At 46.7% G+C, this 23,108-nt stretch carries 20 protein-coding genes; 16 read left to right on the top strand and 4 right to left on the bottom strand.

Going from position 1 to position 23,108, the window contains the following annotated elements:
* Positions 1 to 180: 180 nt before the first annotated feature.
* From AB3N00_RS14955 to AB3N00_RS14895, 13 genes are all read left to right on the top strand, one after another.
* Positions 181 to 1,953 carry an ABC transporter ATP-binding protein gene (locus AB3N00_RS14955; protein WP_413035338.1) on the top strand — a complete coding sequence of 591 codons (1,773 nt, stop codon included), beginning with the start codon at positions 181 to 183 and terminating at the stop codon, positions 1,951 to 1,953.
* Positions 1,950 to 3,800: an ABC transporter ATP-binding protein gene (locus AB3N00_RS14950; protein WP_413035337.1), complete on the top strand. Its 1,851-nt coding sequence runs from the start codon at positions 1,950 to 1,952 to the stop codon at positions 3,798 to 3,800. Before AB3N00_RS14955 ends, AB3N00_RS14950 begins: the two co-directional genes overlap by 4 nt.
* 136 nt (positions 3,801 to 3,936) lie before the next feature.
* The gene (gene purT, locus AB3N00_RS14945; RefSeq protein ID WP_413035336.1) at positions 3,937 to 5,124 is read left to right on the top strand and encodes a formate-dependent phosphoribosylglycinamide formyltransferase; all 1,188 of its coding nucleotides are present in this window, start codon (positions 3,937 to 3,939) and stop codon (positions 5,122 to 5,124) included.
* The gene (locus tag AB3N00_RS14940) at positions 5,114 to 5,572 is read left to right on the top strand and encodes a GNAT family N-acetyltransferase (protein ID WP_413035335.1); all 459 of its coding nucleotides are present in this window, start codon (positions 5,114 to 5,116) and stop codon (positions 5,570 to 5,572) included. The genes purT and AB3N00_RS14940 overlap by 11 nt, the downstream gene beginning before the upstream one ends.
* 452 nt (positions 5,573 to 6,024) lie before the next feature.
* A complete protein-coding gene (locus AB3N00_RS14935; RefSeq protein ID WP_413035334.1) occupies positions 6,025 to 6,795 on the top strand; it encodes a CAP domain-containing protein in 771 nt (256 codons plus the stop codon).
* A gap of 234 nt (positions 6,796 to 7,029) precedes the next feature.
* On the top strand, positions 7,030 to 7,896 hold the full coding sequence (locus AB3N00_RS14930; RefSeq protein ID WP_413035333.1) for a GDSL-type esterase/lipase family protein: 867 nt from the start codon (positions 7,030 to 7,032) through the stop codon (positions 7,894 to 7,896).
* A complete protein-coding gene (locus tag AB3N00_RS14925; RefSeq protein WP_413035332.1) occupies positions 7,896 to 8,861 on the top strand; it encodes an ABC transporter ATP-binding protein in 966 nt (321 codons plus the stop codon). Before AB3N00_RS14930 ends, AB3N00_RS14925 begins: the two co-directional genes overlap by 1 nt.
* A complete protein-coding gene (locus AB3N00_RS14920) occupies positions 8,854 to 9,843 on the top strand; it encodes an ABC transporter permease (RefSeq protein ID WP_413035331.1) in 990 nt (329 codons plus the stop codon). Before AB3N00_RS14925 ends, AB3N00_RS14920 begins: the two co-directional genes overlap by 8 nt.
* Positions 9,844 to 9,919: 76 nt before the next feature.
* A complete protein-coding gene (gene parE / locus AB3N00_RS14915) occupies positions 9,920 to 11,899 on the top strand; it encodes a DNA topoisomerase IV subunit B (protein ID WP_175397918.1) in 1,980 nt (659 codons plus the stop codon).
* A 12-nt stretch (positions 11,900 to 11,911) separates the two neighbouring features.
* Positions 11,912 to 14,374 carry a DNA gyrase subunit A gene (gyrA, locus tag AB3N00_RS14910; protein WP_413035330.1) on the top strand — a complete coding sequence of 821 codons (2,463 nt, stop codon included), beginning with the start codon at positions 11,912 to 11,914 and terminating at the stop codon, positions 14,372 to 14,374.
* Between the two features lie 230 nt (positions 14,375 to 14,604).
* Positions 14,605 to 15,045: a MarR family winged helix-turn-helix transcriptional regulator gene (locus tag AB3N00_RS14905; RefSeq protein WP_413035329.1), complete on the top strand. Its 441-nt coding sequence runs from the start codon at positions 14,605 to 14,607 to the stop codon at positions 15,043 to 15,045.
* Positions 15,046 to 15,277: 232 nt separating this feature from the next.
* Positions 15,278 to 15,724, top strand: coding sequence for a MarR family winged helix-turn-helix transcriptional regulator (locus tag AB3N00_RS14900; protein WP_413035328.1), 447 nt, complete (start codon positions 15,278 to 15,280; stop codon positions 15,722 to 15,724).
* On the top strand, positions 15,721 to 17,232 hold the full coding sequence (locus AB3N00_RS14895; RefSeq protein WP_413035327.1) for a DHA2 family efflux MFS transporter permease subunit: 1,512 nt from the start codon (positions 15,721 to 15,723) through the stop codon (positions 17,230 to 17,232). Before AB3N00_RS14900 ends, AB3N00_RS14895 begins: the two co-directional genes overlap by 4 nt.
* A 138-nt stretch (positions 17,233 to 17,370) precedes the next feature.
* Here AB3N00_RS14895 and AB3N00_RS14890 read toward each other — a convergent pair whose 3' ends face one another.
* The 3 genes from AB3N00_RS14890 to AB3N00_RS14880 form a co-directional block, all read right to left on the bottom strand.
* Positions 17,371 to 17,715 (bottom strand): MGMT family protein, encoded by a 345-nt coding sequence (locus tag AB3N00_RS14890; protein WP_413035326.1) that lies wholly within the window; start codon positions 17,713 to 17,715, stop codon positions 17,371 to 17,373.
* A gap of 155 nt (positions 17,716 to 17,870) precedes the next feature.
* Positions 17,871 to 18,596 (bottom strand): RluA family pseudouridine synthase, encoded by a 726-nt coding sequence (locus tag AB3N00_RS14885; RefSeq protein WP_413035325.1) that lies wholly within the window; start codon positions 18,594 to 18,596, stop codon positions 17,871 to 17,873.
* A 2-nt stretch (positions 18,597 to 18,598) separates the two neighbouring features.
* A complete protein-coding gene (locus tag AB3N00_RS14880; RefSeq protein WP_175397924.1) occupies positions 18,599 to 19,462 on the bottom strand; it encodes a class I SAM-dependent methyltransferase in 864 nt (287 codons plus the stop codon).
* 249 nt (positions 19,463 to 19,711) lie between these two features.
* Between AB3N00_RS14880 and AB3N00_RS14875 the strand changes: the two genes are divergently transcribed.
* From AB3N00_RS14875 to AB3N00_RS14865, 3 genes are read left to right on the top strand one after another with little or no spacing between them, the layout of a single operon-like run.
* On the top strand, positions 19,712 to 20,164 hold the full coding sequence (locus AB3N00_RS14875) for a flavodoxin (protein WP_175397925.1): 453 nt from the start codon (positions 19,712 to 19,714) through the stop codon (positions 20,162 to 20,164).
* A gap of 5 nt (positions 20,165 to 20,169) precedes the next feature.
* Positions 20,170 to 20,973 carry a hypothetical protein gene (locus AB3N00_RS14870; RefSeq protein WP_413035324.1) on the top strand — a complete coding sequence of 268 codons (804 nt, stop codon included), beginning with the start codon at positions 20,170 to 20,172 and terminating at the stop codon, positions 20,971 to 20,973.
* A gap of 51 nt (positions 20,974 to 21,024) precedes the next feature.
* A complete protein-coding gene (locus tag AB3N00_RS14865) occupies positions 21,025 to 21,591 on the top strand; it encodes a nitroreductase family protein (RefSeq protein ID WP_413035323.1) in 567 nt (188 codons plus the stop codon).
* Positions 21,592 to 21,619: 28 nt separating this feature from the next.
* On the opposite strand, the gene AB3N00_RS14860 is transcribed toward AB3N00_RS14865, so the two are convergent.
* Positions 21,620 to 23,077 carry a 4-hydroxyphenylacetate 3-hydroxylase family protein gene (locus tag AB3N00_RS14860; RefSeq protein WP_413035322.1) on the bottom strand — a complete coding sequence of 486 codons (1,458 nt, stop codon included), beginning with the start codon at positions 23,075 to 23,077 and terminating at the stop codon, positions 21,620 to 21,622.
* Positions 23,078 to 23,108 lie beyond the last annotated feature (31 nt).

Here is a 23,108-nt window from a genome sequence, read left to right as displayed (position 1 = left end):
CTGAAACAAAGAGAATATTCAAACATTTGATTGATAGGTGGTCTTTTATTCCTGTTAATGACGCATTAAGGAGAAAGTAGCCTGAATATGGTCAGTTATTCGCTTTGCCGCGAATGAGGGACGGTGATAAACTTCATAAATGTTCATACTGTTTTTGAACGAGACAAGAGGAGGAGAAACATGGATGTTCTCAGGCAACTGCAAACCTTTTTTTGGGAAAAGCGTACGTATTTATTTGTATCAATCTTGTTCCTCGCCATAGCGACTGCGCTGGGGCTGGTGTATCCGAATTTGCTCAGGATACTGATTGATGACGTAATTGTACCGCGCAATTTTGAAGACGTTCCCATACTTGCTTTAACCGTGTTAGGTGTTGTGATTTTGAAAGCAGGAATGCAGTTTTTACACGGTTTTTTTGGAGGACGCCTCGGTAACTTCCTGGCGTACCGACTTCGTAACGCATGTTACGAAAAGCTTCAATTTTTATCCTTCCGTTACTATGATACGGCCAAGACGGGTGATCTGATGTCCCGCCTCACGGGAGACCTTGAAGCCATCCGTAACTTTATCGGGTTCGGCTTTGCACAGATTCTCAACATGGTTTTGATGGTCGTATTCGGCGCAATCATGATGATGACGATGAGTTGGCAGCTTACCTTGCTGACACTCATATGTATTCCTCTGCTTGCCTTCGTTGCGCTGAGATTTGAATCCCAAATCCACCCCGCGTTCCAGGAGATGCGACTGGCGCTCAGTTCACTGACGACAGCCGTACAGGAAAATATCACCGGAGTGCGTACCGTAAAATCTTTTGCGCGCGAGCCTTACGAAGTGGAGAAGTTTTCCACACGCAACGAGCGTTACAAAACGAATCAGATTCATGCTGCAACATTGTGGAGTCGCTACTTTCCGATCATGGAGATTCTTGCTTCTGTAAGCGTTGTACTGCTTCTTGTCATTGGAGGAAGAATGGTCATCCAGGAGTCATTGACACTTGGTCAACTCGTTGCCTTCTTCAGTTTGATCTGGTACATAATCGGACCCATGTGGAACCTTGGTTTCCATATCAACAACTACACGCAATCCAAAGCTTCGGGTGAACGGGTGCTTGAACTGTTGAATACTCCAGTGGACGTGCAGGAGACAGAAGATCCAATCATTGTCGAGGCTGATCAGGTTAAAGGGCATGTAACGTTTGAGTCTGTAACCTTTGCGTACGGCAATAAAATGGCGGCAGTTACCGATATTAATTTTGATGCGCCTCCGGGCTCCGTTATCGGTTTCCTGGGAGGCACAGGCTCCGGTAAGTCCACCATTATCCAGCTCCTGATGCGTGCATATAACGTCAATTCGGGAACAATCAAATTGGATGGCAAAAATATTAAAGAACTGGGCATCCGCAGCTTGCGGAGTCAGATCGCTTCCGTGTTCCAGGAAACGTTCCTGTTCTCATCCAGCATACGCAACAACATCTCGTACGGTCTCAAAAATGTAAGCATGGATGAAATCATACGGGCAGCGAAGCTGGCCAAAGCTCATGATTTCATCATGGAATTTCCGGACGGATATGACACGGTTGTGGGTGAACGAGGCATGGGGCTGTCCGGTGGTCAGAAACAACGGATTGCAATTGCGAGAGCTTTGCTTAAAAACCCGAAAATTCTGGTACTGGACGATGCGACAAGTGCAGTGGATATGGAGACCGAGCATGAGATCCAGTCCGGATTCCAGGAAGTCATGCGAGGAAGAACGACCTTTATTATCGCACACCGTATTTCTTCACTGCGTCATGCAGATGAGATACTTGTACTTGACGAAGGACGTGTTGTTCAGCGTGGTACACACAAACGCCTCATTGAAGAACCTGGACCGTATCAGGATGTTTACAAGATTCAATACGCAGATTATATCGCCCGCGGCAAGCGGGAGGCTGGGGAGCAGGTGAACTCATGAGTGCCGAAACGGTAGCAGACAGGCGCGAGGTCAAAGGGACCTCTGAGAAGAATCTTAATGAACGATTTGTCTATCAGGATGATGAAATCATTGAGAAACCGTTTAACTGGAAAGAATTTGGACGTTTGTTCGGATATATGAAACCTTATGCTAGGCAGCTCCTGCCGCTGGTCATATTAATGATGATTTTGGGTACTATTACCAAACTGTCCGTTCCTTTTTTGATTAGTTTGGCAATTGACAGAGCAATAGCGCCCGCGAACGGACTGCCAAGCATGACAATGTTATATCTTATTGCGGGATCAGTACTCCTGCTGTATCTGATCCAGTGGGCAGCCAATACGTACCGGATCAAACTGACCAATATTATAGGACAGCGAGTCATTTATGACCTTCGCTCGGATCTGTTCAAACACATCCAGAAGCTCTCCTTTAACTTTTTTGACAAAAGGCCAGCAGGCTCCGTACTGGTGCGTGTCACGAATGATATCAACTCATTGCAGGACTTGTTCACAAACGGTGCTGTCAACGTCATGATTGACTGTGTGCAGTTATTGGGAATTATCGTAATTTTGCTCTTAATCAACTGGAAGCTTGGTCTTGCAGTCATTATCACGGTACCGATCATGTTTATCATATCCACCAAACTTCGGGTGTTAATCCGCCGAGCCTGGCAGGATGTACGCATGAAAAACTCCCGCATCAACTCCCACTTGAATGAATCTATTCAGGGGATTCGTGTGACGCAGGCGTATACACAGGAAAAAGAAAACATGAAATACTTCGACAACATGAACTTGTCGAGCAAACAATCATGGGACAAAGCATCGGCCATGAACCAGGGGTTTGGACCGCTGATCGAAATCACCGGCGGTTTCGGTACATTGATTCTTTTCTGGTTTGGTGCTTACCTGATTCAGCATGATCAATTGACCGTAGGTTTGCTTGTAGCCTTCGCCAACTATGTCGGCAACTTCTGGGACCCGATTAACCGTCTGGGACAGATGTACAATCAACTGCTGGTAGCGATGGCTTCCTCGGAACGAATTTTCGAATTCATGGATGAGAAACCAAGCATAGCCGATAAACCGGGTGCGAAACCTATTCCTTCCATTAAAGGAGATATCGTATTTGATAATGTCGTATTTGAATACGAGAAAGGCAGACAGGCGCTAAAAGGAATCAGCTTTACCGCTGGTGCAGGCCAATCGATTGCGCTGGTTGGTCACACAGGCTCAGGGAAAAGTACGATTATTAACCTCATTAGTCGTTTCTATGACATTACTGGGGGAAGACTCACCATTGATGGTCGGGACATACGGGACGTAACGGTAGAGAGTTTGCGCAGCCAGGTCAGTATTGTACTGCAGGATACGTTCATCTTCTCCGGAACCATTCGTGACAATATTCGTTTTGGCAGACTGGATGCAACGAATGAAGAAGTGGAAGAGGCAGCGAAGGCGGTCAATGCCCATGAATTCATTATGAAGCTTCCTGGCGGATACGATACAGAGGTTGAAGAGCGAGGGAATGTACTGTCCATGGGGCAAAGACAATTGTTATCTTTCGCACGTGCATTGCTTGCCGATCCGCGGATCCTGATTCTGGATGAAGCGACAGCAAGCATTGACACCGAAACAGAGCTCAAAATTCAGGAAGCCCTGAAAGTGTTGTTGAAGGGAAGAACCTCATTTATGGTAGCTCACCGTCTCTCAACAATTCGGAATGCGGACAACATTATCGTGCTCGATCACGGTGAGATCAAGGAAGAAGGAAACCATGAGCAACTTATCCAGAAACAAGGAGTTTATAATGGATTAATAGAAGCTCAATACAGATTTTTGTAAAAAATGATCGAAAAAACACAAAAAGTCTTGTAAAATTCACAAGAAAAATAGGGAGCACTCTTGCATTCTTTAACCAAAACCCCGAAAATAGAGAGACAGATATAGAAGATTTCTCTTTGGGAGGATTGGAAAGAACATGTGGGGTGCTCCTTTTACGGCTCAAGCCAAAAAAATGCTGCTGTTGGGCAGCGGAGAATTGGGAAAAGAGGTCGTTATTGAGGCCCATCGACTGGGAGTAGAGACGATCGCTGTAGATCGTTATGACAATGCGCCTGCCATGCAGGTCGCACACCGGTCTTACTGCATCGACATGTTAGATGCCGAAGCTTTGAAACAATTGATCCGTAAGGAAGAACCTCATCACATCGTACCTGAGATTGAAGCGATCGCAACAGAAGCCTTGCTGGAGCTTGAGGAAGAGGGATTTTGTGTTGTGCCTACGGCCCGTGCTGCCCGCTTAACCATGGACCGTGAAGGGATCCGTCGTTTGGCAGCCGAACAACTGAACCTTCCGACAGCAGCCTATCTTTTTGCAAACAACCTGGAAGAGCTTCAAGAAGCCGTTCGTGAGCTGGGTACACCTTGTGTGATCAAACCCCTGATGAGTTCTTCCGGCAAAGGGCAGAGTGTATGCCGCACGCCGGATGACGTAGAGAATTGCTGGAATATCGCTCTGTCTGGAGCGCGCGGCAAATCTGTACGTGTCATTGTGGAGAGTTTTGTGAAGTTTGATAGCGAAATAACGCTGCTCACTGTAAGATCAGTATCCGGAACCGTATTCTGTCCTCCGATTGGTCACATTCAAAAGGATGGGGATTATGTCGAATCTTGGCAGCCGCATGCCATGACGCCGCAGCAATGGGAGCAAGCTTGTCATATTGCCAAGTCTGTGACTGATGAACTCGGTGGTTATGGGCTGTTCGGAGTCGAGTTATTCCTGACATCAGACGGAGTCGTGTTTAGCGAGGTGTCACCTCGTCCGCATGATACAGGTATGGTTACCATGGTAACGCAAGACAGCTCCGAGTTTGCATTGCATGTGCGTGCAATTCTTGGTTTTCCGGTTACAGATGTACATCTGCTTACACCGGGAGCTTCAGCAACACTGAAGGCGAATGTTGAAACAACTGACTTTACTGTAGGCGGGATTGAAGAAGCACTGGCCCTTCCACGCACTCAGGTTCGTGTATTTGGTAAGCCTGAGACGAAAGTGGGACGCCGAATGGCTGTGGCACTTAGTGCTGGCCAGGATGTGGAAGAAGCTCGTAAAACGGCGGTTCAAGCCGCAAATATGCTGAAAGTGGAGGTAAATCATGTCCAATAATGCCCAGGCCCCTGTACTGATGATCCGAGAGTGTGAGCTGCGAGATGCTGAAGCGGTAACGGGACTGATGCGCGAGGTCAGCTATCCGACAACAGCCAATGTTATGAAAGAGCGCATTGAAGGTTTGGAGAGCAATCCAAACGCATGCATGCTTGTTGCCGAAGTGGATGAACAAATTATTGGTGTGATCGGCTTGCAATGTGTGCAAAGTCATGCCTATCCGGAACCTGCCGCTCAAATTACGTCCTTGATTGTAGGGCAGGAACATCGTGGAGGCGGCATTGGTCGTCGTCTGATGGCTCGTGCCGAGGATTGGGGCAGACAGCAAGGTGGGAAACAATTGTTTGTCACCGGTGCGAATCGTGAAGTTGCTTCATCGACATATTCTTTCTATGAGCATATTGGTTTCCAAAAGAGAGGATATCGTTTCAGTAAAGTCCTTCTATAGAAAGATTCTTCTGAACTAAGGCACCAAATTGTCAATGAGATGAATGATATATTGGTTCCTCAGGACATTCAGACAAGTTTTATTTGTCTGGATGTCTTTTTTTTGGTTAAAAAAGGACGGCCCTCAAAGTCTGTTTTTCCGATATGATAATCCTTAGGCCAAGCACTGAAGTAAAGGAGCTATTTCAACGTATATAGAGATTATATTAATTATTCATTTAAGCATGCGTAAATCCGATATATCTTTTATAGCAAGTATGGATTACATAACCCAATTCATGGTGTGAGCCTTCATGATATAAACTTTTTTATTGCTTTTGAATCAAGTTAAATATTACAAAAAAGTAACTTTTCCATAATTTATAGGTTCACATCATGATTATGAATTGGTATACTGCTAGAGTACTGATTACAAAGTTGTAACTAATTTAACTTCTGAGGAGATGAATGAATTTGAAGAATAACTGGATGAAAACTGTCGTTACTGGAAGTCTGACAGCTGTATTGGCCGTAGGGATTATGATGCCTGCTTCTGCATCAGCTGCAGAGGTGTCCACATATAAAGCAACGTTTAAACTTACGGATGCTGCGAGCCTGAAAACAATGCTTGAAAAATGGATGAAAGACAACGGAATTACGGTATCGAATGGTCAAGTTGTTAAGCAGCCAGAAACAACAAAACCAGAGACCACCAAACCGGAGACAACAAAACCAGAAACAACTAAACCGTCTCAACCAACGCAAGAAGAGAAACCGGCTCCTAAACCAACGGAAAAGCCTGAGAACAGCGGCAGCACTGGCAACACGGGTAATGCAGGTAACAACACAAGCAACAGTGGTAATGAATCGGCTCAATCCGATTTCGCAGCACAGGTTGTAAAACTTGTGAATGCTGAGCGTTCCAAAGCAGGTCTGAGCGCACTGGCCTCAGATGCACTTCTTGATAAAGTCGCTCTTGCCAAAGCAAAAGACATGAGCAACAATAACTATTTTGACCACCAATCACCAACTTATGGTTCTCCTTTTGATATGATGAAACAATTCGGAGTAACTTACAGCTACGCTGGTGAAAACATCGCCAAAGGTCAAAAAACGCCTCAGGAAGTTGTTACTGCTTGGATGAACAGTGAAGGACACCGTGCCAATATCCTGAGCAAAAACTTCACCCATATCGGTGTTGGATACTACAATGGCTACTGGGCTCAAGAATTTATCGGCAAATAAGTCATTTGAATGAATAATATTCAGATTTAATTTGTAAAAAGGTTATGTCAGCACAGCGAAGTCTGTGCATGGCATAGCCTTTTTCCATTACCAAAATTAGATGATATATGTAGCGGCAAAATTTGCAAATTATCGACAGAACATTTATGTTATTTAGAAAAAGCGTCATCTTAATGTAAAACCATTTTAAATTCTAAGTACCCAACCAGGTGTACATGAGCGGAGATGTGATGAATGAAAAGAAAAAACCTTGATTCAGCGCCATGGATCTGGAGAACAATCAGTACGGTATCCATTCTGGCTACGCTTTTGCTATTATTCGGTTTTGGTTACGCCATAAAAGACGTCATCTTTCCTACGGGAGATTCAACATTGGGAACGACTCAGCCATCGACTACGCCTGCCGATGAAGCTGGTAAACCAACCGCTCCCATCGAGGAAGGGAAGATTCGTATGGCTGTCATTGGTGATTCTCTGGCAAGAGGTACGGGGGACGATGAAGGACTTGGTTTTGTACGACGTGCAGGGAACCTCCTGAAAGAACAAGGATATGATGTCCAGGTTCTTAACAATTTGGGAGTTAACGGTCTGAGGACTGACGCTTTACTGAATAAACTGGACGAACAGGGCGTACGTTATGTCCTCCAGCAATCCAACTTTATTCTGTTGTCCATTGGAGCTAACGATCTGTTTCAGGGGGGGCAGGTTTTGCAAGGGGAGGACCCGCCAACTGCTGAGCAATTGGCTGCAGCATTACCTGAAACGTCCAAGCGTCTCCAGGAGATTTTGAAGAAAGTAAAAGAGATTAATCCGGACGCACAGATTGCATACATAGGGCTGTATAACCCGTTTGGCGATGTGAAGGAACTGGAGCTGCCCGGAAACACAGTTGTAGCTGCATGGAATGATGCTGCTCTCACGATTTTGAACCAAGAGGACAAAATGATGCTTGTACCAACCTTCGATCTGTTTGAAAATCATCTGGGCGAGTATCTTTCTTCAGATCACTTCCACCCTAATGGTGCAGGATACGAGGAAATTGCAACTCGTATTGCACAGGAATATCAGGCTGAAACCGCGGCAGAAGGGGGCACAAATTAATGGAAGAACCACAAACCGATTCGGTACTCTCTGTACAGCAACTTAAGAAAAAGATTGGACGCAAGTGGATTATTAAAGATGTCACTTTTGACGTCAAGCCCGGCGAGATTTTTGGTTTTCTGGGTCCTAACGGGGCGGGTAAAACGACAACCATTCGTATGCTGGTTGATCTGATCAAGCCGACGGAAGGTAAAATTAAAGTTTGCGGTTACGATGTGAATCGCGATCCTGAACGTGCTTTGAAATATGTCGGTTCCATCGTGGAAAATCCGGAGGTATACACATACTTGACCGGTTGGGAGAATTTGGAGCATTTTGCCCGGATGCAGCCAGGGGTGGATCATGCCCGTATTCAGGAAGTGGTGGATATCGTTCGTCTTGACCAGCGAATTCATGATAAAGTAAGAACTTATTCATTAGGTATGCGTCAACGGCTGGGTATTGCTCAGGCGCTGCTTGGGCGCCCGCGTCTGCTGATCCTGGATGAACCCACAAACGGACTTGATCCCAAAGGGATTAAGGAACTCCGTGTCTTTATCAAACAACTCGCAAGTGAAGGCATGGCTGTGTTTGTCAGCAGTCATCTATTGAGTGAAATCCAGCTTCTGTGTGACAGGGTTGCCATTATTAGCGCAGGCCGCGTTCTTGCGGTTGGAGGTGTAAACGAATTAATCGAGGATCATTCCAAGTTTGCCATTTGGCATGTTTCGCCTTTGGATGAAGGGAAAAGTATGCTGCTTGACGCAGGCATTACGCTGATAGATCGACCGGCTGAGGTAATGGATGATACCATTATTGCAGGGCTGGGGCCCAATGCAGTTGTTGCTGAAATGCATGAGGACCGTATACCCGGTCTGGTAAATCAGATGGTTCAGGCAGGAATTCAGGTTGAAGGTGTGCAGCGGATTCAGCCAACACTGGAACAATTATTCTTAAAGATGACAGAAGGTGAATCCATTGAGTAATATCATGCCCCTTATCCGGAATGAAACGATCAAGATGGTGAAAAAGAAACGTCTTTATATTATTTTTATCGTCCTTGCGGTTCTGGTTCCGATGTTTACGTATGCGCAGATGAAATCTGCGGAAAATAATCGTGACAAGTTCGGGGGAGATTGGCGGCTTGAACTTCAGCAGGCAATCACGGATAATCAGAATTCACTGGGTAGTGACCGGGTGCCGGAGGAATATAAAAAATACAGAATGGTTTACATCCAGCAGATGCAATATTATCTGGAAAATGACGTGAATCCTGAAGAACCCAATGGTGTAACCTTTACACGGGAATTCATGAACAATGCTGTTGGCTTGTTTATTCCCCTGCTCATTATGGCCATTGCATCGGATCTGGTGTCGGGTGAGCGTACAACAGGTACCATCAAGATGCTGCTTACTCGTCCGGTTAAACGCTGGAAAGTACTGCTCAGTAAACTCATTACCCTGCTTATGTTTGTGTCTATAATCGTCGTATCTGCGTATATTATCTGTTACGTCATATCCGGTGCGGTATTTGGCTATAAAGGTTTCGGCATGCCGATCTTTACCGGATTCAAGGTCGTGGGCACCGATGTGGATATGTCTGCCGTACACGCCGTGGATCAATGGCTGTATCTTCTCATGCAGGCAGGATTGATTTGGTTTGTCAGTGTCATCGTGGCGATCCTGGCATTTATGGTTTCCGTCCTGGTCCGCAGTACTGCAGCAAGCATTGTCATTATGATGGCTGCACTTATAGCAGGCACAATTCTTACAAGCATGGCTGCATCCTGGCAGTCAGCCAAATACCTGTTCATGGTTAATCTGGAACTTCCGGATTATTTGTCTGGCGGGCTGCCGCCAATTGAGGGAATGAATTTGGGTTTTTCCCTTATTGTGCTTAGTGTTTGGGGCATTGCATCACTCATTGTGTCATTCCTTGTCTTTACGAAACGGGATATCTTGAATTAAAATGGACAAGGATAAGAAAACATCTGTTTGCATTTTAGGCATTTTTTTAGTTGCAAGTTAAGAAGGGGGAGCATGAATGGTCGAGCAAATCGATATGTCGGCAGGTTCGACAGGCGGAGGACAGGGGTCTTCAGGCTACGACGCGGACGACATTCAAGTACTTGAAGGACTGGTAGCGGTTCGGAAACGGCCGGGGATGTACATCGGCAGCACCAGCACTTCGGGTCTTCATCATTTGGTATGGGAAATTGTGGACAACGCTGTCGACGAGCATCTCGCCAAATTCTGCTCCAAAATCGATATCACGCTGCATAAGGACGGTTCTATTACGGTTCAGGATAACGGAAGGGGAATTCCGACAGGTATACATAAAACAGGGATTCCTACTCCCCAGGTCGTGTTTACGATTTTGCACGCAGGCGGAAAGTTTGGTGGATCAGGATACAAGAAATCAGGCGGTCTGCACGGCGTAGGTGCTTCGGTTACAAACGCTTTGTCAGAGTGGCTTGAAGTCGAGATCTTCCGTGATGGCAAGATCCATCGTCAACGTTTCGAATATTGGCAGGATAAAAAGGGTGTCGAACATGTCGGTGAGCCGGTATCGGGTCTCGAAGTACTTGGTAATACCAACCGTACAGGGACTAAGGTTACGTTTAAACCCGATATTCGCGTTTTCCAAAACGGCATTCAATTGAATTATGATACACTGGCAGAGCGACTTCAGGAGATTGCTTTTCTGAACTCCGGCCTTAGGATTGTACTCAAAGACGAACGGTCAGGCAATCAGGACGAGTACATGTATGAAGGTGGAGCAAGCCAGTTTGTTGCTTATTTGAACGAAAATAAAGACGTACTGCATGATGTCATTCACTTCTATGCGGAGAAGGACGACATCGAGGTCGAAGTGGCAATTCAGTATAACGCGGGTTATACCGAAACGCTGGCTTCTTTTGTTAACTCGATTCCCACAAGGGGCGGCGGTACACATGAGACCGGATTCAAAACAGCTTATACCCGTGTGATGAACGACTATGCAAGACGTACCAGCATGATTAAGGAAAAAGATAAAAACCTGGAAGGCAATGATCTGCGTGAAGGCATGATGGCCGTAATCAGCGTCAAAATGTCCGAAGTTGAGTTTGTTGGACAAACGAAAGATCAACTCGGTAGCGCTTCCGCTCGCAGTGCAGTCGATTCGGTCGTTTCGGAGAACATGCAGCGGTTTTTGGAAGAAAACCCGCAGGTAGCACAGACGCTTATTCGCAAAGCGGTTCAGGCTTCCAAAGCAAGAGAAGCTGCGCGCAAAGCCCGTGACGAAATGCGTACAGGCAAAAAACGCAGTGAAAGTTCCAACCTGAATGGCAAGCTGACTCCGGCACAGTCCAAGGATTTCACCCGGAATGAGCTGTTTATTGTCGAAGGTGATTCTGCAGGCGGTTCTGCCAAACAGGGACGTGACTCGAAGATTCAGGCCATACTGCCTCTTAAGGGAAAACCGCTTAATCCGGAAAAATCAAAGCTTGCGGATATTCTCAAAAACGAGGAATATCGTGCGATTACGGCAGCGATCGGAGCGGGCATTGGGACTGAGTTTGCCGTTGAAGACAGCAATTATTCCAAAATCATAATCATGACCGATGCGGACACGGATGGAGCACATATTCAGGTGCTGCTGCTGACTTTCTTTTACCGTTATATGAAACCGTTGATTGATCAGGGTAAAGTGTTTATTGCTCAGCCGCCGCTTTATAAGCTCACTCGCAAATCCGGCAAAATGGCAAGTGTTCGTTATGCCTGGACGGATGATGAGCTGGCGAACTACATGAAGGAATTTGGAAACAATGTCGAACTTCAACGTTATAAAGGACTGGGTGAGATGAATCCGGATCAATTGTGGGAGACAACGATGAATCCGGAGACACGGACATTGCTTAAGGTGGAGATTGTAGATGCAGCCAAAGCCGAGCGCCGTGTATCAACACTTATGGGTGATAAAGTCGATCCGCGTAAACGCTGGATTGTAGAGAATGTCGACTTTACAGAGTACGAAGAATAGAAGGTGCTTGGAATGAGTCTATCAGAACAATTTATGCCGGCCTTTCTCGAAGAGGTCGTAGGTGACCGGTTCGGTCGCTACTCCAAATATATTATTCAGGATCGGGCCATTCCCGATGTTCGGGACGGATTGAAACCTGTGCAGCGTCGTATTCTGTACGCCATGTACGATTCCGGAAACACGCCTGAGAAGCCTTACCGTAAATCAGCAAAAACCGTTGGGGACGTTATGGGTAACTATCATCCCCACGGTGACTCATCCATCTATGAAGGTATGGTGCGGATGGCACAGCCATGGAAAATGGGCCATATGCTCGTGGACGGTCATGGCAACTGGGGATCGCAGGATGATGACCCGGCTGCAGCGATGCGTTATACGGAGGCCCGTTTGTCACCGATCGCGATGGAGATGCTGCGTGATATCGAGAAACGGACCGTCCTGTTTAAGGACAATTTTGATAATACGGCCAAGGAGCCGGTTGTACTGCCATCCCGGTATCCCAACCTGCTGGTGAATGGCGTAAGCGGTATTTCCTCCGGTTTTGCAACGGAGATTCCAACACATAATTTGCGTGAAGTCATTGATGCCTGCATTGCAGTGATGGAAAAACCGTCGATTGAGCTGGACGATATCATGATGTTTATCAAAGGCCCGGATTTCCCAACCGGTGGATTAATCATGGGCGGCGACGGAATTTTGGATGCTTATCGTACAGGCAAAGGAAGAATTTATATCCGTTCCAAAACCGATATTGAAAACATGCGTGGTGGCAAGCAGCAGATCGTAATCACGGAGATCCCATATCAGGTTGTTAAATCCCGCCTTGTCACAGCGATGGAGAATATCCGCCTTGAGAAAAAGGTGGAGGGTATTGCCGAAGTTCGTGATGAGAGTGGACGTGACGGTCTGCGTATTGTGGTTGAATTGAAAAAAGAAGCGGATGCACAAGGAATATTGGCATATCTGCTGAAGAAAACCGATCTTCAGGTAACCTACAATTTCAACATGGTTGCGATTGTGAACAAGGCGCCTCAGCAGCTTGGATTGAAATCCATTCTGGAAGCTTATATTGCCCACCAGCGCGAGGTTGTGACATTCCGTACCAAGTATGAATTGGAGAAAGCGGAAGACCGTGCACATGTGCTGGAGGGTCTGGTCAAAGCTCTTAACATACTTGACGAGGTCATCGCAGCAATCAAGGCATCCAAAAATCGTCAGGACGCGCAAAATAACCTGATGTGGATGTTTGGTTTCTCGGAACGGCAGGCTGATTCCATTCTGACGCTGCAACTGTATCGTTTAACCAATCTGGAGATCACTTCTCTCCAGAAAGAGCTCGATGATCTGATGAAAAAGATTGCACAACTGCGCTCCATTCTGGATAGTGACCGCAAGCTGATTGGTGTCATTCGCAAAGAATTGATGGAAATTCGGGAGAAATACGGGATAGATCGTCGTTCGGCCATTCAAGGCGAAGTGGAAGAGCTTAAAGTGAATCTCGAAGTGCTGGTCAATGCGGAGGATGTATTTGTTACATTATCCAAAGAAGGCTATGTGAAGCGTACTGGCATGCAGTCCTTTACCCGATCCGGGGGCGAACGCAACGCAAGCGGTGTGAAGGAAGGCGACTATATCTCCCAGGTGCTTGAAGTCAACACACTTGAAAACCTGCTTGTCTTTACGAAAAAGGGACAGTACTTCCTCCTACCCGTTCATCAGGTACCGGAGTTCAAGTGGAAAGATCCTGGAACGGCAATAGTTAATGTTATTCCATTAGCGAAAGATGATCGTATCGCGAGTGTGCTTGCGGTCAAATCTTTTGAAGAGGAAGGTCACAGCCTCGTTTTCGTTACACGCAAGGGGCAGGTGAAACGTACCGAACTGAAAGAGTACGTTACCAAACGTTCTGGTGCTGTTGCTGCTTGCAAAGTGGGCAAGGATGATGAGGTATTATCCGTACATCTGAGCACGGGTGGCAAGGATATCATGCTGATTACCAAGGAAGCGATGGCGATCCGTTTCCGTGAGGACGAAGTCAATCCAATGGGGCGTGTATCCGGAGGTGTACGTGGTATACAGTTAAAAGATACGGATGAAGTCGTCTCTGCCCTATGGGTGGAAGGTGATGAAGGCGAGATCGCCGTATTGTCCGATTTGGGTTATGGTAAACGTTCATTGCTGCTGGATTATGCATTGCAGAGTCGTGGAGGCAAAGGCATTGCGACATTTGAATTCAAAGAAGGCAAGCGAGTGAAACCGAATGGCAGCCGCATTGCTGGAGCCTTCTATTGCAGGGAACAACGAAATGTAACGGTTATGACCAAAGAAGGGCAAGCTTATCCGATTTCTTCTGAAGGTGTACCGATTACGGAACGCAAACATATTGGCAAGCTGCTGGTTCATGTAGACAAACAGGATGAAATTGTGGAACTTCTCATGAATTTCGATGAAAACCAGCCGGCATCAACTTCTTAAAAATGAATGTAAAAGACTTTTTGCACAGCAGGTTATCCTGTCGTGCGAAGAGTCTTTTTTTGTTGTTCAAACTCGGATTAAAAGAGGCTGTACATGCGAAGTTTAACAACCTTCGTCGATTACGGTCGATCGCTGGGAAATTGAAAAAATGCAGCAGGAATGCGGCTTTGGAGCGCGAAAAGTTAAGCTAGTGAAGTGATAAACCGGGTTGCAGAGAGGAGCGATGCAAGATGTACAATTCCGATTTTGCCAAGTGCTGGTCAAGGCTCACCAAGGATTACAAACTGCATATGGATCATGAACTGGCACCCTCATTAACAGAGGCACAGCTGGCTGTACTGGAGGTTCTTGAGGATCATCAGAAAATGAAGCCATCCGATCTGATTCCTTTTTTGGCTACAACACCTGCGGCGGTAACGATGCTGCTTGACCGAATGGAGAAGAACGATCTAATCCGCAGAGACCGGGATGATCAGGATCGTAGAATTGTGTGGGTATCCTTGTCTGACAAAGGACGCATGGAGACAGAACGGGGCATTGCCATTCGAAATGAATTTATGAATTCTGTACTGAGCAATATTTCAATGCATAATCAGCAGCTGCTCGTCTATCTGCTGGGTAAGATGACAACCCCAAAAACGAAGGAGCATGCTTTGTCTTCTACGTCTTAATGATGATGGATGGATAATGATAACCATGGAACTCTTGCTGATTAATGCAGGAGGTCCATGGTTATTTTAATTTTATCGTGTGAGTTTTGCCAGCTTCGGATGACTCAGAATAAATTTTTATATTTTATATGTAAAGAGTTGACTATGTCATTATTTTTGTTATAATAAATAATTGTTCCCCTGATATTTCGTGTGCGAAATATTATATTCCAAAAGTAAAAAGGGTGAATTAATGATTGATACGTATGAAGTATTCTACATTATCAATTCGTTCCGGCAAGTGAATCAAATGCTGTTTCGAGCATTCTGGAATGAAAACAAGCAGATCGAGTTAACTTCCATTCAATTCATGGTGTTATCCATTTTGAAGGAGCGTCCATCCATCGGAATCAACGAAGTGGCTGAACTCTGTCATATGGGCAGCAGCTCCATGAGTGCTGTGGTTGAACGTCTGGTCAAGGGTGAGTATATCGTCCGGACCCGTTCCCATTCTGATCGCCGATCCGTCATGCTGCAAATTACGGAAAAAGGGGATAAGGTACAGCAGGAAACACACCGTTTGTGGATGGAAAGAGTATCCCCCATATTGGATATCCCAAAAGAAGACCTCGAGCACCTGCTAAGAATCCATACTCAAATGATTGAAAAGTTAGAAGGAAGAGAGATGAACAACCCATGAGTACTACCGCTGCAGCTCCATCTTCAATGATGGACAATATTAAGAAGGGACCGATTGTAGCCGCACTTTTAATTGGTGCATTCGTAGCCTTCTTGAACCAAACCCTGATGAACGTAGCTCTTCCTAAAATCATGGAAGATCTCGCTATCGGGGCCAATACAGCCCAATGGCTGACAACAGGATACATGCTCGTCAATGGCGTGCTGATTCCGGTTACCGCATATCTTATTGCCAGATTTTCAACCCGCCAAATATTCATTACGGCGATGTCGTTATTTACATTAGGAACACTGGTCTGCGGAATCAGTCCGACTTTTGCTGTCCTAATGGTCGGTCGTGTTATTCAAGCAGCAGGTGCAGGTATTCTGATGCCGCTGATGACCGTTGTATTCCTGACGATTTTCCCGATTGAGAAACGCGGTCAGGCCATGGGTACAATGGGGATCGCCATGATCCTTGCTCCGGCCATTGGACCGACACTATCCGGTTATATCGTTGAACATTATTCCTGGAGACTGTTGTTCTACATCATTTTGCCGTTCTCCGTTATTGCAACTGCAATCGGAATTGCATTTGTTAAAAACGTAACACGTCAATCCAAACCGAAGCTGGATTACCCAGGTGTTATTTTGTCCACACTTGGATTTGGTAGTTTGCTGTACGGCTTCAGTGATGCAGGTACAGATGGATGGGGAAGCACAATTGTTATCAGTTGTCTGGTCGTAGGGGCCATATCGTTGATCCTGTTCGTTATTCGTCAATTGACAACCGATCATCCACTGCTCGAGTTCCGCATTTTCAAATACAACATGTACACTTTAACAACGATTATTAATATGCTTGTGACAATGGCGATGTTTGCCGGTATGATTCTGCTTCCGATTTTCTTGCAAAATATTCGCGGCTTCTCACCAATTGAATCAGGTTTACTTATGATGCCAGGAGCGATCCTGATGGGGATTATGTCTCCAATTACAGGCCGCATCTTCGATAAAGTGGGCGCTCGCTGGTTGTCCGTTGCAGGTCTTGCAATTACAGCGATTACGACCTGGGGACTTAGCCGCCTGTCGATTGATACGACTTACGGTTACATGATGTTTATCTATACTGCGCGTATGTTCGGTATGTCGATGTTGATGATGCCAATCCAGACTGCCGGGTTGAACCAACTGCCACAGCGTCTGAATGCTCACGGTACGGCAATGTCGAACACACTGCGTACGGTTGCAGGTGCAATCGGTACAGCCATTCTGGTTACGATCATGAGCAGCAAATTGAAATCACACTTGGCTGATACTCTTGCCTTGGGACAGATTAATTCCGAAGATCAAGCCGCCATGCTTGGTGCTACGGCCGATGCAACCATCTATGGGGTAAACTACGCATTTACGGTAGCTACCTGGATGACCGTTGCAGCTATGCTGTTGGCGTTCTTTATCCGTAAAACGAAGCCGGCAATTGAACCGACAGCGGTTGAGCAACAACAGAAAGCGAATGCAACAGCTTAAAGGTAATTCAGTTATGATTATCTCGTAATGATTTGGAATACATCTAATTCATACAGTGATTAAATTAAAAATAGCCCCGACAGTTTTTTTAAACTGCAGAGGCTATTTTATTTGTGTTCGGAATTGGTTGATATGTTATTATTCTGGACTGGCAGGCAGACCGTTAAGAAATGCCGGCCCAGGATCATAACCAAACTGCTGGAGGTTAATGGTTCCATTCGGTTGGAATTCAACCCCTTCGCTGATGAGCTCGGTCTCCTGCATCATGCGTGAGTGCTCATCGGGAATGGCAATCTCACCTTTGGCGTTCACGACACGGTGCCAGGGAAGGCGTTCCTTACGGCTCATGGAGTGAAGAATGCGCACAACCTGTCTGGCTGCACGAGGACTGCCGGCATGGGCTGCAATCTGGCCGTAGGTCATTACCTTGCCTTCCGGTATGGCTGCAATAATGGCTATGACTTGTTTAGTAAATGGTGTCATATGAATGCTGTCTTCCTTTCTCCGTTTCGGGAATATTCGCTGATGCAGCAGATCTTTGTCTCAATGAAATGCATTTTAACATATTGTTGCAGCTGATCCGGACCTTGTAAAAAAACCGTGTATCCAGATGTGAAACTGGATACACGGTTCGCCTGTTAACCTTTAAAAGCTTCCTCATAGACGCTGGATGGCCACTCAGCCCACGGAAACTCCCGTGGAGGCAACGATCTTAGTGTCACTTCGTCCTTGGTTACTGGATGTGGAAAAGCAGCGATGGATGACCAGAGGGCAATCTGCTGTCCTGGTTTGTTTACACCTGCACCGTACTTCTGGTCTCCGAACAGAGGACAGCCCGCTTCTTTCATTTGAACCCGAATCTGATGGGATCTGCCGGTGTGAAGTTCAATGTGTACAAGACTGTATCGATCCGTTTGACCAATGACCCGGTAATCAAGCACTGCGTCTTTACCGCCAGGCGTGCCTTTGGGCACAGCTGTTACTGTATTGGTACGCGCATCCTTCAGCAAAGTATGTTTTAACGTCCCCTGTTGAGCAGGCAGCTTCCCATGGACAACGGCAGCATATATTTTCCTGAAATGACGTCCCCTGACGGTCTCGGACAATCTTGAAGCCGCCTTGGAGGTCTTCGCAAAAATCATCGCACCCCCAACGGGACGATCCAGTCTGTGAACCAGACCGAGATATACATTGCCGGGTTTGTTGTATCTTTCTTTCAAATCCTGTTTCAACAGTGTAAGTAAATCCGGATCTCCTGAAGCGTCTTCCTGGGTAGGCACATTAACGGGTTTCGTAATGCCTAGGAGGTGATTGTCTTCGAATAGTACAGGAATTCCCCCGGATGGCTTCACATGATCAGACATCATCAGGACTCCCAGCGGCCTAAAATACCGCAAGGCAGATCCAGCCCACTACGCGTAATTGGCAGTCCGATCTCGCCAGCAGTAATGCTGCCGCCGTATTTGGCAGACATCGTCATCGTTAACATGTTGCGCAGAACGGTTGGAGAGATGCCTGTTGTATACGAGTTGATGAGCAGGAACAGCGGATTATCCGACAAAATATCCATGCAGGACTTCAGGAATGGATACAGGTTCTGCTCCAGCTTCCATGTCTCTCCATTAGGTCCCCGGCCATAGGAAGGCGGATCCATGATAATCGCGTCATAGCGGTTACCACGACGCTGTTCACGTTGCACGAATTTGAATACATCATCGGTAATAAAACGAACAGGGCGGTCTGCAAGACCCGAGAGTTGAACGTTCTCCTTGGCCCATTGCACCATGCCTTTGGCTGCATCCACGTGTACTACGGAAGCACCCGCATAGGCTGCAGCAACCGTTGCCCCGCCCGTATAAGCAAACAGGTTCAGCACAGAGATGGGGCGGCCTGCACCTGCAATTTTATCCATCATCCAGCTCCAGTTGGCTGCCTGTTCAGGGAACAGACCGGTATGTTTAAAGCTGGTTGGTTTAATGTGAAATTTGAGGTTTTCGTATCCGATGGTCCAGCGTTCCGGAATCGGCTTTTTCATGTCCCAGCTGCCGCCACCGGAGGAACTGCGGTGATAGTGACCGTGCACCTGACGCCATTCATTCGTTTCTTTTTCGAGAGGCCAGATAATCTGTGGGTCGGGTCTGCGCAAGATGACATCGCCCCAACGCTCCAGTTTCTCGCCGCCTCCTGTATCGATTACTTCATAGTCCTTCCAGTTCGATGCTACGTACATAGTTGTTTATCCATCCTTCAAAAGTCATTTGGATACTATTGTACAACAATTAAGGGCCTGTACGCCAGTTGGAGCAAGCGTAAGGATACTTTTGTTGTTGTGAAGAGGGTGTAAGACCATATACTGAAAATGGAGCAAAGTTCAAAATTTAATTTGACAATGATAATCATTATCACATATGATTTTGATAATTCAAAATTCTTTTAATCGTTTGATCTAGATGACTAAAATAAAGTGAGGGAAAAATAGATGGCTAAATTGTTGGTTGCTTATGCGAGCATGACCGGGAATACGGAAGAAATTGCAGAATTAATTGTGGAGGGAATTACTCAGGGTGGGCATGAAGTGGTCCTCAAGGACGTTATGGATTGTAATGCAGCCGATGTGCTGGATTATGATGGCTTCCTTATTGGTGTGTACACATGGGGAGATGGCGAACTGCCGGATGAATTCCTTGATTTTTACGAAGAGCTGGATGAACTGGACCTGAGCGGCAAACGAGCGGCTGTCTTCGGAAGCGGAGACACTTCTTATGAGCAATTTTGCGGGGCAGTGGACCTGGCTGCTGCGAAGCTGCAGGAACGTGGGGCGGAGGTATCTCCAGAGATGCTGAAGATTGAATACAGTCCGATGGAGCAGGAGAAGGATACTTGCCGTGATTTTGGCAAACGCTTCGCCGCTGCTGGATTACAGGTATCCTAGAAATCGTGAGAAAACTTAATGTTCAGGCAGCCGTGCAACCGAAAGGTGCAGACATTCCGGAGCGATTGCTTGAAGATTATAAATTGGAGGAGATGCTGCGCAGCCCGCATCGGTTCATTCGCCCAGAATCGGAGGCTGCTCAGCGCTCCCCGCTGCAATGGAGACACCGTGTTCAGTATGCGGTCAGTCATGCGGTCAACGCCTTTTATAGTATGGACCCGGATGTGCGCAAGGAGGTCCCGGTACAATATTTGCTGGAAAAATGGTGGCCCAAAAAGGCAACGGGTTTCGATTCAGTCCTTCATTACTGGGATGTAAAAAATAAAATGATCGATGAGTTGTCATTGGCAATCGCCATGAACGATGACTTGAAGCATCCCGTGATCCTGTTCGAACAGTGGAGGACCGAAATCCCTTCACTCTCGATGCATTTGTCGATGATTTTCCAGGCTGCATGGCAACCTGAAGGATGGGACTCTCTGCTCGTTCAGAAATTCATGGTGGTCCATGATCCTAACGTGGTCGAAGCATTTCAGCACATGGTTAGTGTGTTCTGCTGGGAAGCCTTCGGCAAGCTGCCAGGCATGATAGAGATTTATTGTTTGCTGGAAGGGCGTAAAATCCGATACATCCCGGGACGTCAATCACTGATTCGTTCAATGGATTATATCAGGCTTGTACGCGACAGTATTCCGCAAGCGGAAGATTTGGAATCCGATCATTTCACTTCCCGTGACAAAGCACGCATTCATGAGGAAGTTGACCGCTGGAGAGGTGAAGTGGAGCCCAAAAAGAATTGGCTCATGTGAGTTTCGCAGAAGATTGTTGATCGAAAGTGAAGATAAAGGAGGAGCGATACAATGTTAACCGGTGTGAATCAGGATATGGGGAGTGGCAAGAAACGTGCAGGAAGCTGCGAATTCAGTCCGCTTCCGGTACCACAGTCGGTGATCGGACGGTTGCTTGATGAAGCGGATCCTTCATTGTACGTGATTAGTTCTGAACCCTGGCGATTTATGCTTTTTGCTGGAGAAGGGCGCCAGCTTTATTTAGAAGCGGTCAGGCAGAGCTACCCTCCTCACTTGGCGGACCGTTATGGTGATTGGGCTGCCTATCAATATACGGAAGCCATACCCGCGCATCTGATCGTCGTTGCTCCGACCAGCAGCAGAGAGGATCATCTTCTGCCGGCTAAGGCCTGGAGCAGGCGATTCTCCATGCTGGCAGCCGAACAGGGGCTTCAGGCCGTTTGGAAAATGAATGATTACCAACAGCATCCCGTTTTTATGAATCTGATGGGGTTAACCAGTGAGGAACAGGTTCTGGGGGTATTTCATATCGGTTACGGAGACCAGCCTGCATTAAGAGATGTGGATATAAGCAGACCAGCCTCTGAACTGATGACAGTCTATGACCATCTGGTTTAAAATCGTTCCCGGCTAAACGAACAGGATATTATTTATTCGTGTCTGCAAGAAATTCGTTTACGAGCTGACGGTATGTGTTATCCCCTGAATAGGTCGAGTACAAGCGATTGGACACCGTAATGGTATTTCCGAAGAAGAAGCGTTCGAATTGTGTCTGCCTGCCACCGAATGATCCTGCTCCCAGCTCCCAAATCAGGCGAAACAGGGCAGTGCGCTGGTGTGCATCCTGATCACTGCCTCTCAGGTAAGTATCCAAATGACCAGCAACATTAGACCCGAATTCTTCTTCCTGTGGTACCATGATCATTCCGCTGGATGCAAGCAGTTGCATGATTTCAATCATCTCGGGATATAGCTTCGGATATAGAATATTGGCAGCCATCAACGGTTGGGGTGCGGGCAATATAAAGCCTCTACCGTCAGGGATAGCTCGAGCTTCAGCTGCAACGGCTATGGCCTTTAGAGACTCCAGACCAGCTAATACACGAGCTGTTTTCTCAACGACGTGTGCTTCGGATGCCAGATCAAGCGTATCGGTGAGCAATTGGAGGGTGCCGAGGATAAATTCGGTTTTGGCAATATATCGGCATAATACTTGATGTCCCGCGTGAATGTGGAAATTGCTTTCGCTAAAGAGACGTGTGGATATTTCTTCATTTCCAGCAAAGAAAATCCGATCATGGGGTACCAGCACATGATCAAAGATGACGATGTTATCCATTTCTTCGTATCGGGAGCTGAGTGGGTAGTTGAAGCGGGATTCAGCCGCGTAGGTATCCCGGCAAATGAGGCTGATGCCAGGCAGATCATTGGGTACGGCAAACGCAAAGGCAAAAGGATTCTCATCATCAAATGGAGCGGGCGAAGGCGATGGATATACAAAAATTTCGTCACTTGTTGCACCCTGTGTAGCCATCATGAAAGCACCGCTGATAATAAGACCATCCTGAGTCTGCTCCACCACTTTGGCTGCAATTGCATCCTCGGTCGCGTCCATCTGCCCGGATATTTTGCTGGCATGGGGCTGGATAAAAGCGTGAGAGAGAGTAATATCGTTGTCTCGACAGAAGGCATAGTAGTTCTTCAGATTTTCCGCGTACTGAGGGGATAGCTCGGTAAGGATATCCGCACCCGTGTAGAATGCCATGATTGCTGTGTTCATGTAGTCAGGCGATCGACCCAGGAATCCGTGATGAGAGCCCGACCAGATGCTCATGGCTTCACGGCGCCTGCGCAGATCATCAACCGTTGTTGGTGGCAGAAATGATAAACCCACAGGTTTTCCGTCCGCAGGTGACTCATATGTCATTTGGCCTGCCAGTTGTGGATTAGTCTGCATGTCGTAAAGTTGCGCTTGCGTCTCCATGAGCCCTTTGAAAGCAAGATGTTCTGACCTCTTACCGGTAATGAGTTCACCCTTGTACCAGCAGGGCACGGTCTGGGCATTGATACGTTCCGTATACTGCTTGCCACTTTTAACAGGCATCGTTATTCACCTCTTGGATCTAATCGTTCAT

Origin of the sequence: Paenibacillus xylanilyticus (assembly GCF_047246825.1) — a bacterium.
Lineage (GTDB): Bacteria > Bacillota > Bacilli > Paenibacillales > Paenibacillaceae > Paenibacillus > Paenibacillus xylanilyticus_B.
Note: the sequence above shows the minus strand (reverse complement) of the source record. Positions and strands in the feature narration are given on the sequence as shown.

Bases quoted from the DNA above. Each gene is read 5' to 3' on its own strand.
- AB3N00_RS14955 (WP_413035338.1), top strand. From the start codon at position 181: ATGGATGTTCTCAGGCAACTGCAAACCTTTTTTTGGGAAAAGCGTACG.
- AB3N00_RS14950 (WP_413035337.1), top strand. From the start codon at position 1,950: ATGAGTGCCGAAACGGTAGCAGACAGGCGCGAGGTCAAAGGGACCTCT.
- purT (WP_413035336.1), top strand. From the start codon at position 3,937: ATGTGGGGTGCTCCTTTTACGGCTCAAGCCAAAAAAATGCTGCTGTTG.
- AB3N00_RS14940 (WP_413035335.1), top strand. From the start codon at position 5,114: ATGTCCAATAATGCCCAGGCCCCTGTACTGATGATCCGAGAGTGTGAG.
- AB3N00_RS14930 (WP_413035333.1), top strand. From the start codon at position 7,030: ATGAAAAGAAAAAACCTTGATTCAGCGCCATGGATCTGGAGAACAATC.
- AB3N00_RS14925 (WP_413035332.1), top strand. From the start codon at position 7,896: ATGGAAGAACCACAAACCGATTCGGTACTCTCTGTACAGCAACTTAAG.
- parE (WP_175397918.1), top strand. From the start codon at position 9,920: ATGGTCGAGCAAATCGATATGTCGGCAGGTTCGACAGGCGGAGGACAG.
- gyrA (WP_413035330.1), top strand. From the start codon at position 11,912: ATGAGTCTATCAGAACAATTTATGCCGGCCTTTCTCGAAGAGGTCGTA.
- AB3N00_RS14905 (WP_413035329.1), top strand. From the start codon at position 14,605: ATGTACAATTCCGATTTTGCCAAGTGCTGGTCAAGGCTCACCAAGGAT.
- AB3N00_RS14900 (WP_413035328.1), top strand. From the start codon at position 15,278: ATGATTGATACGTATGAAGTATTCTACATTATCAATTCGTTCCGGCAA.
- AB3N00_RS14895 (WP_413035327.1), top strand. From the start codon at position 15,721: ATGAGTACTACCGCTGCAGCTCCATCTTCAATGATGGACAATATTAAG.
- AB3N00_RS14890 (WP_413035326.1), bottom strand. From the start codon at position 17,715: ATGACACCATTTACTAAACAAGTCATAGCCATTATTGCAGCCATACCG.
- AB3N00_RS14885 (WP_413035325.1), bottom strand. From the start codon at position 18,596: ATGTCTGATCATGTGAAGCCATCCGGGGGAATTCCTGTACTATTCGAA.
- AB3N00_RS14880 (WP_175397924.1), bottom strand. From the start codon at position 19,462: ATGTACGTAGCATCGAACTGGAAGGACTATGAAGTAATCGATACAGGA.
- AB3N00_RS14875 (WP_175397925.1), top strand. From the start codon at position 19,712: ATGGCTAAATTGTTGGTTGCTTATGCGAGCATGACCGGGAATACGGAA.
- AB3N00_RS14865 (WP_413035323.1), top strand. From the start codon at position 21,025: ATGTTAACCGGTGTGAATCAGGATATGGGGAGTGGCAAGAAACGTGCA.
- AB3N00_RS14860 (WP_413035322.1), bottom strand. From the start codon at position 23,077: ATGCCTGTTAAAAGTGGCAAGCAGTATACGGAACGTATCAATGCCCAG.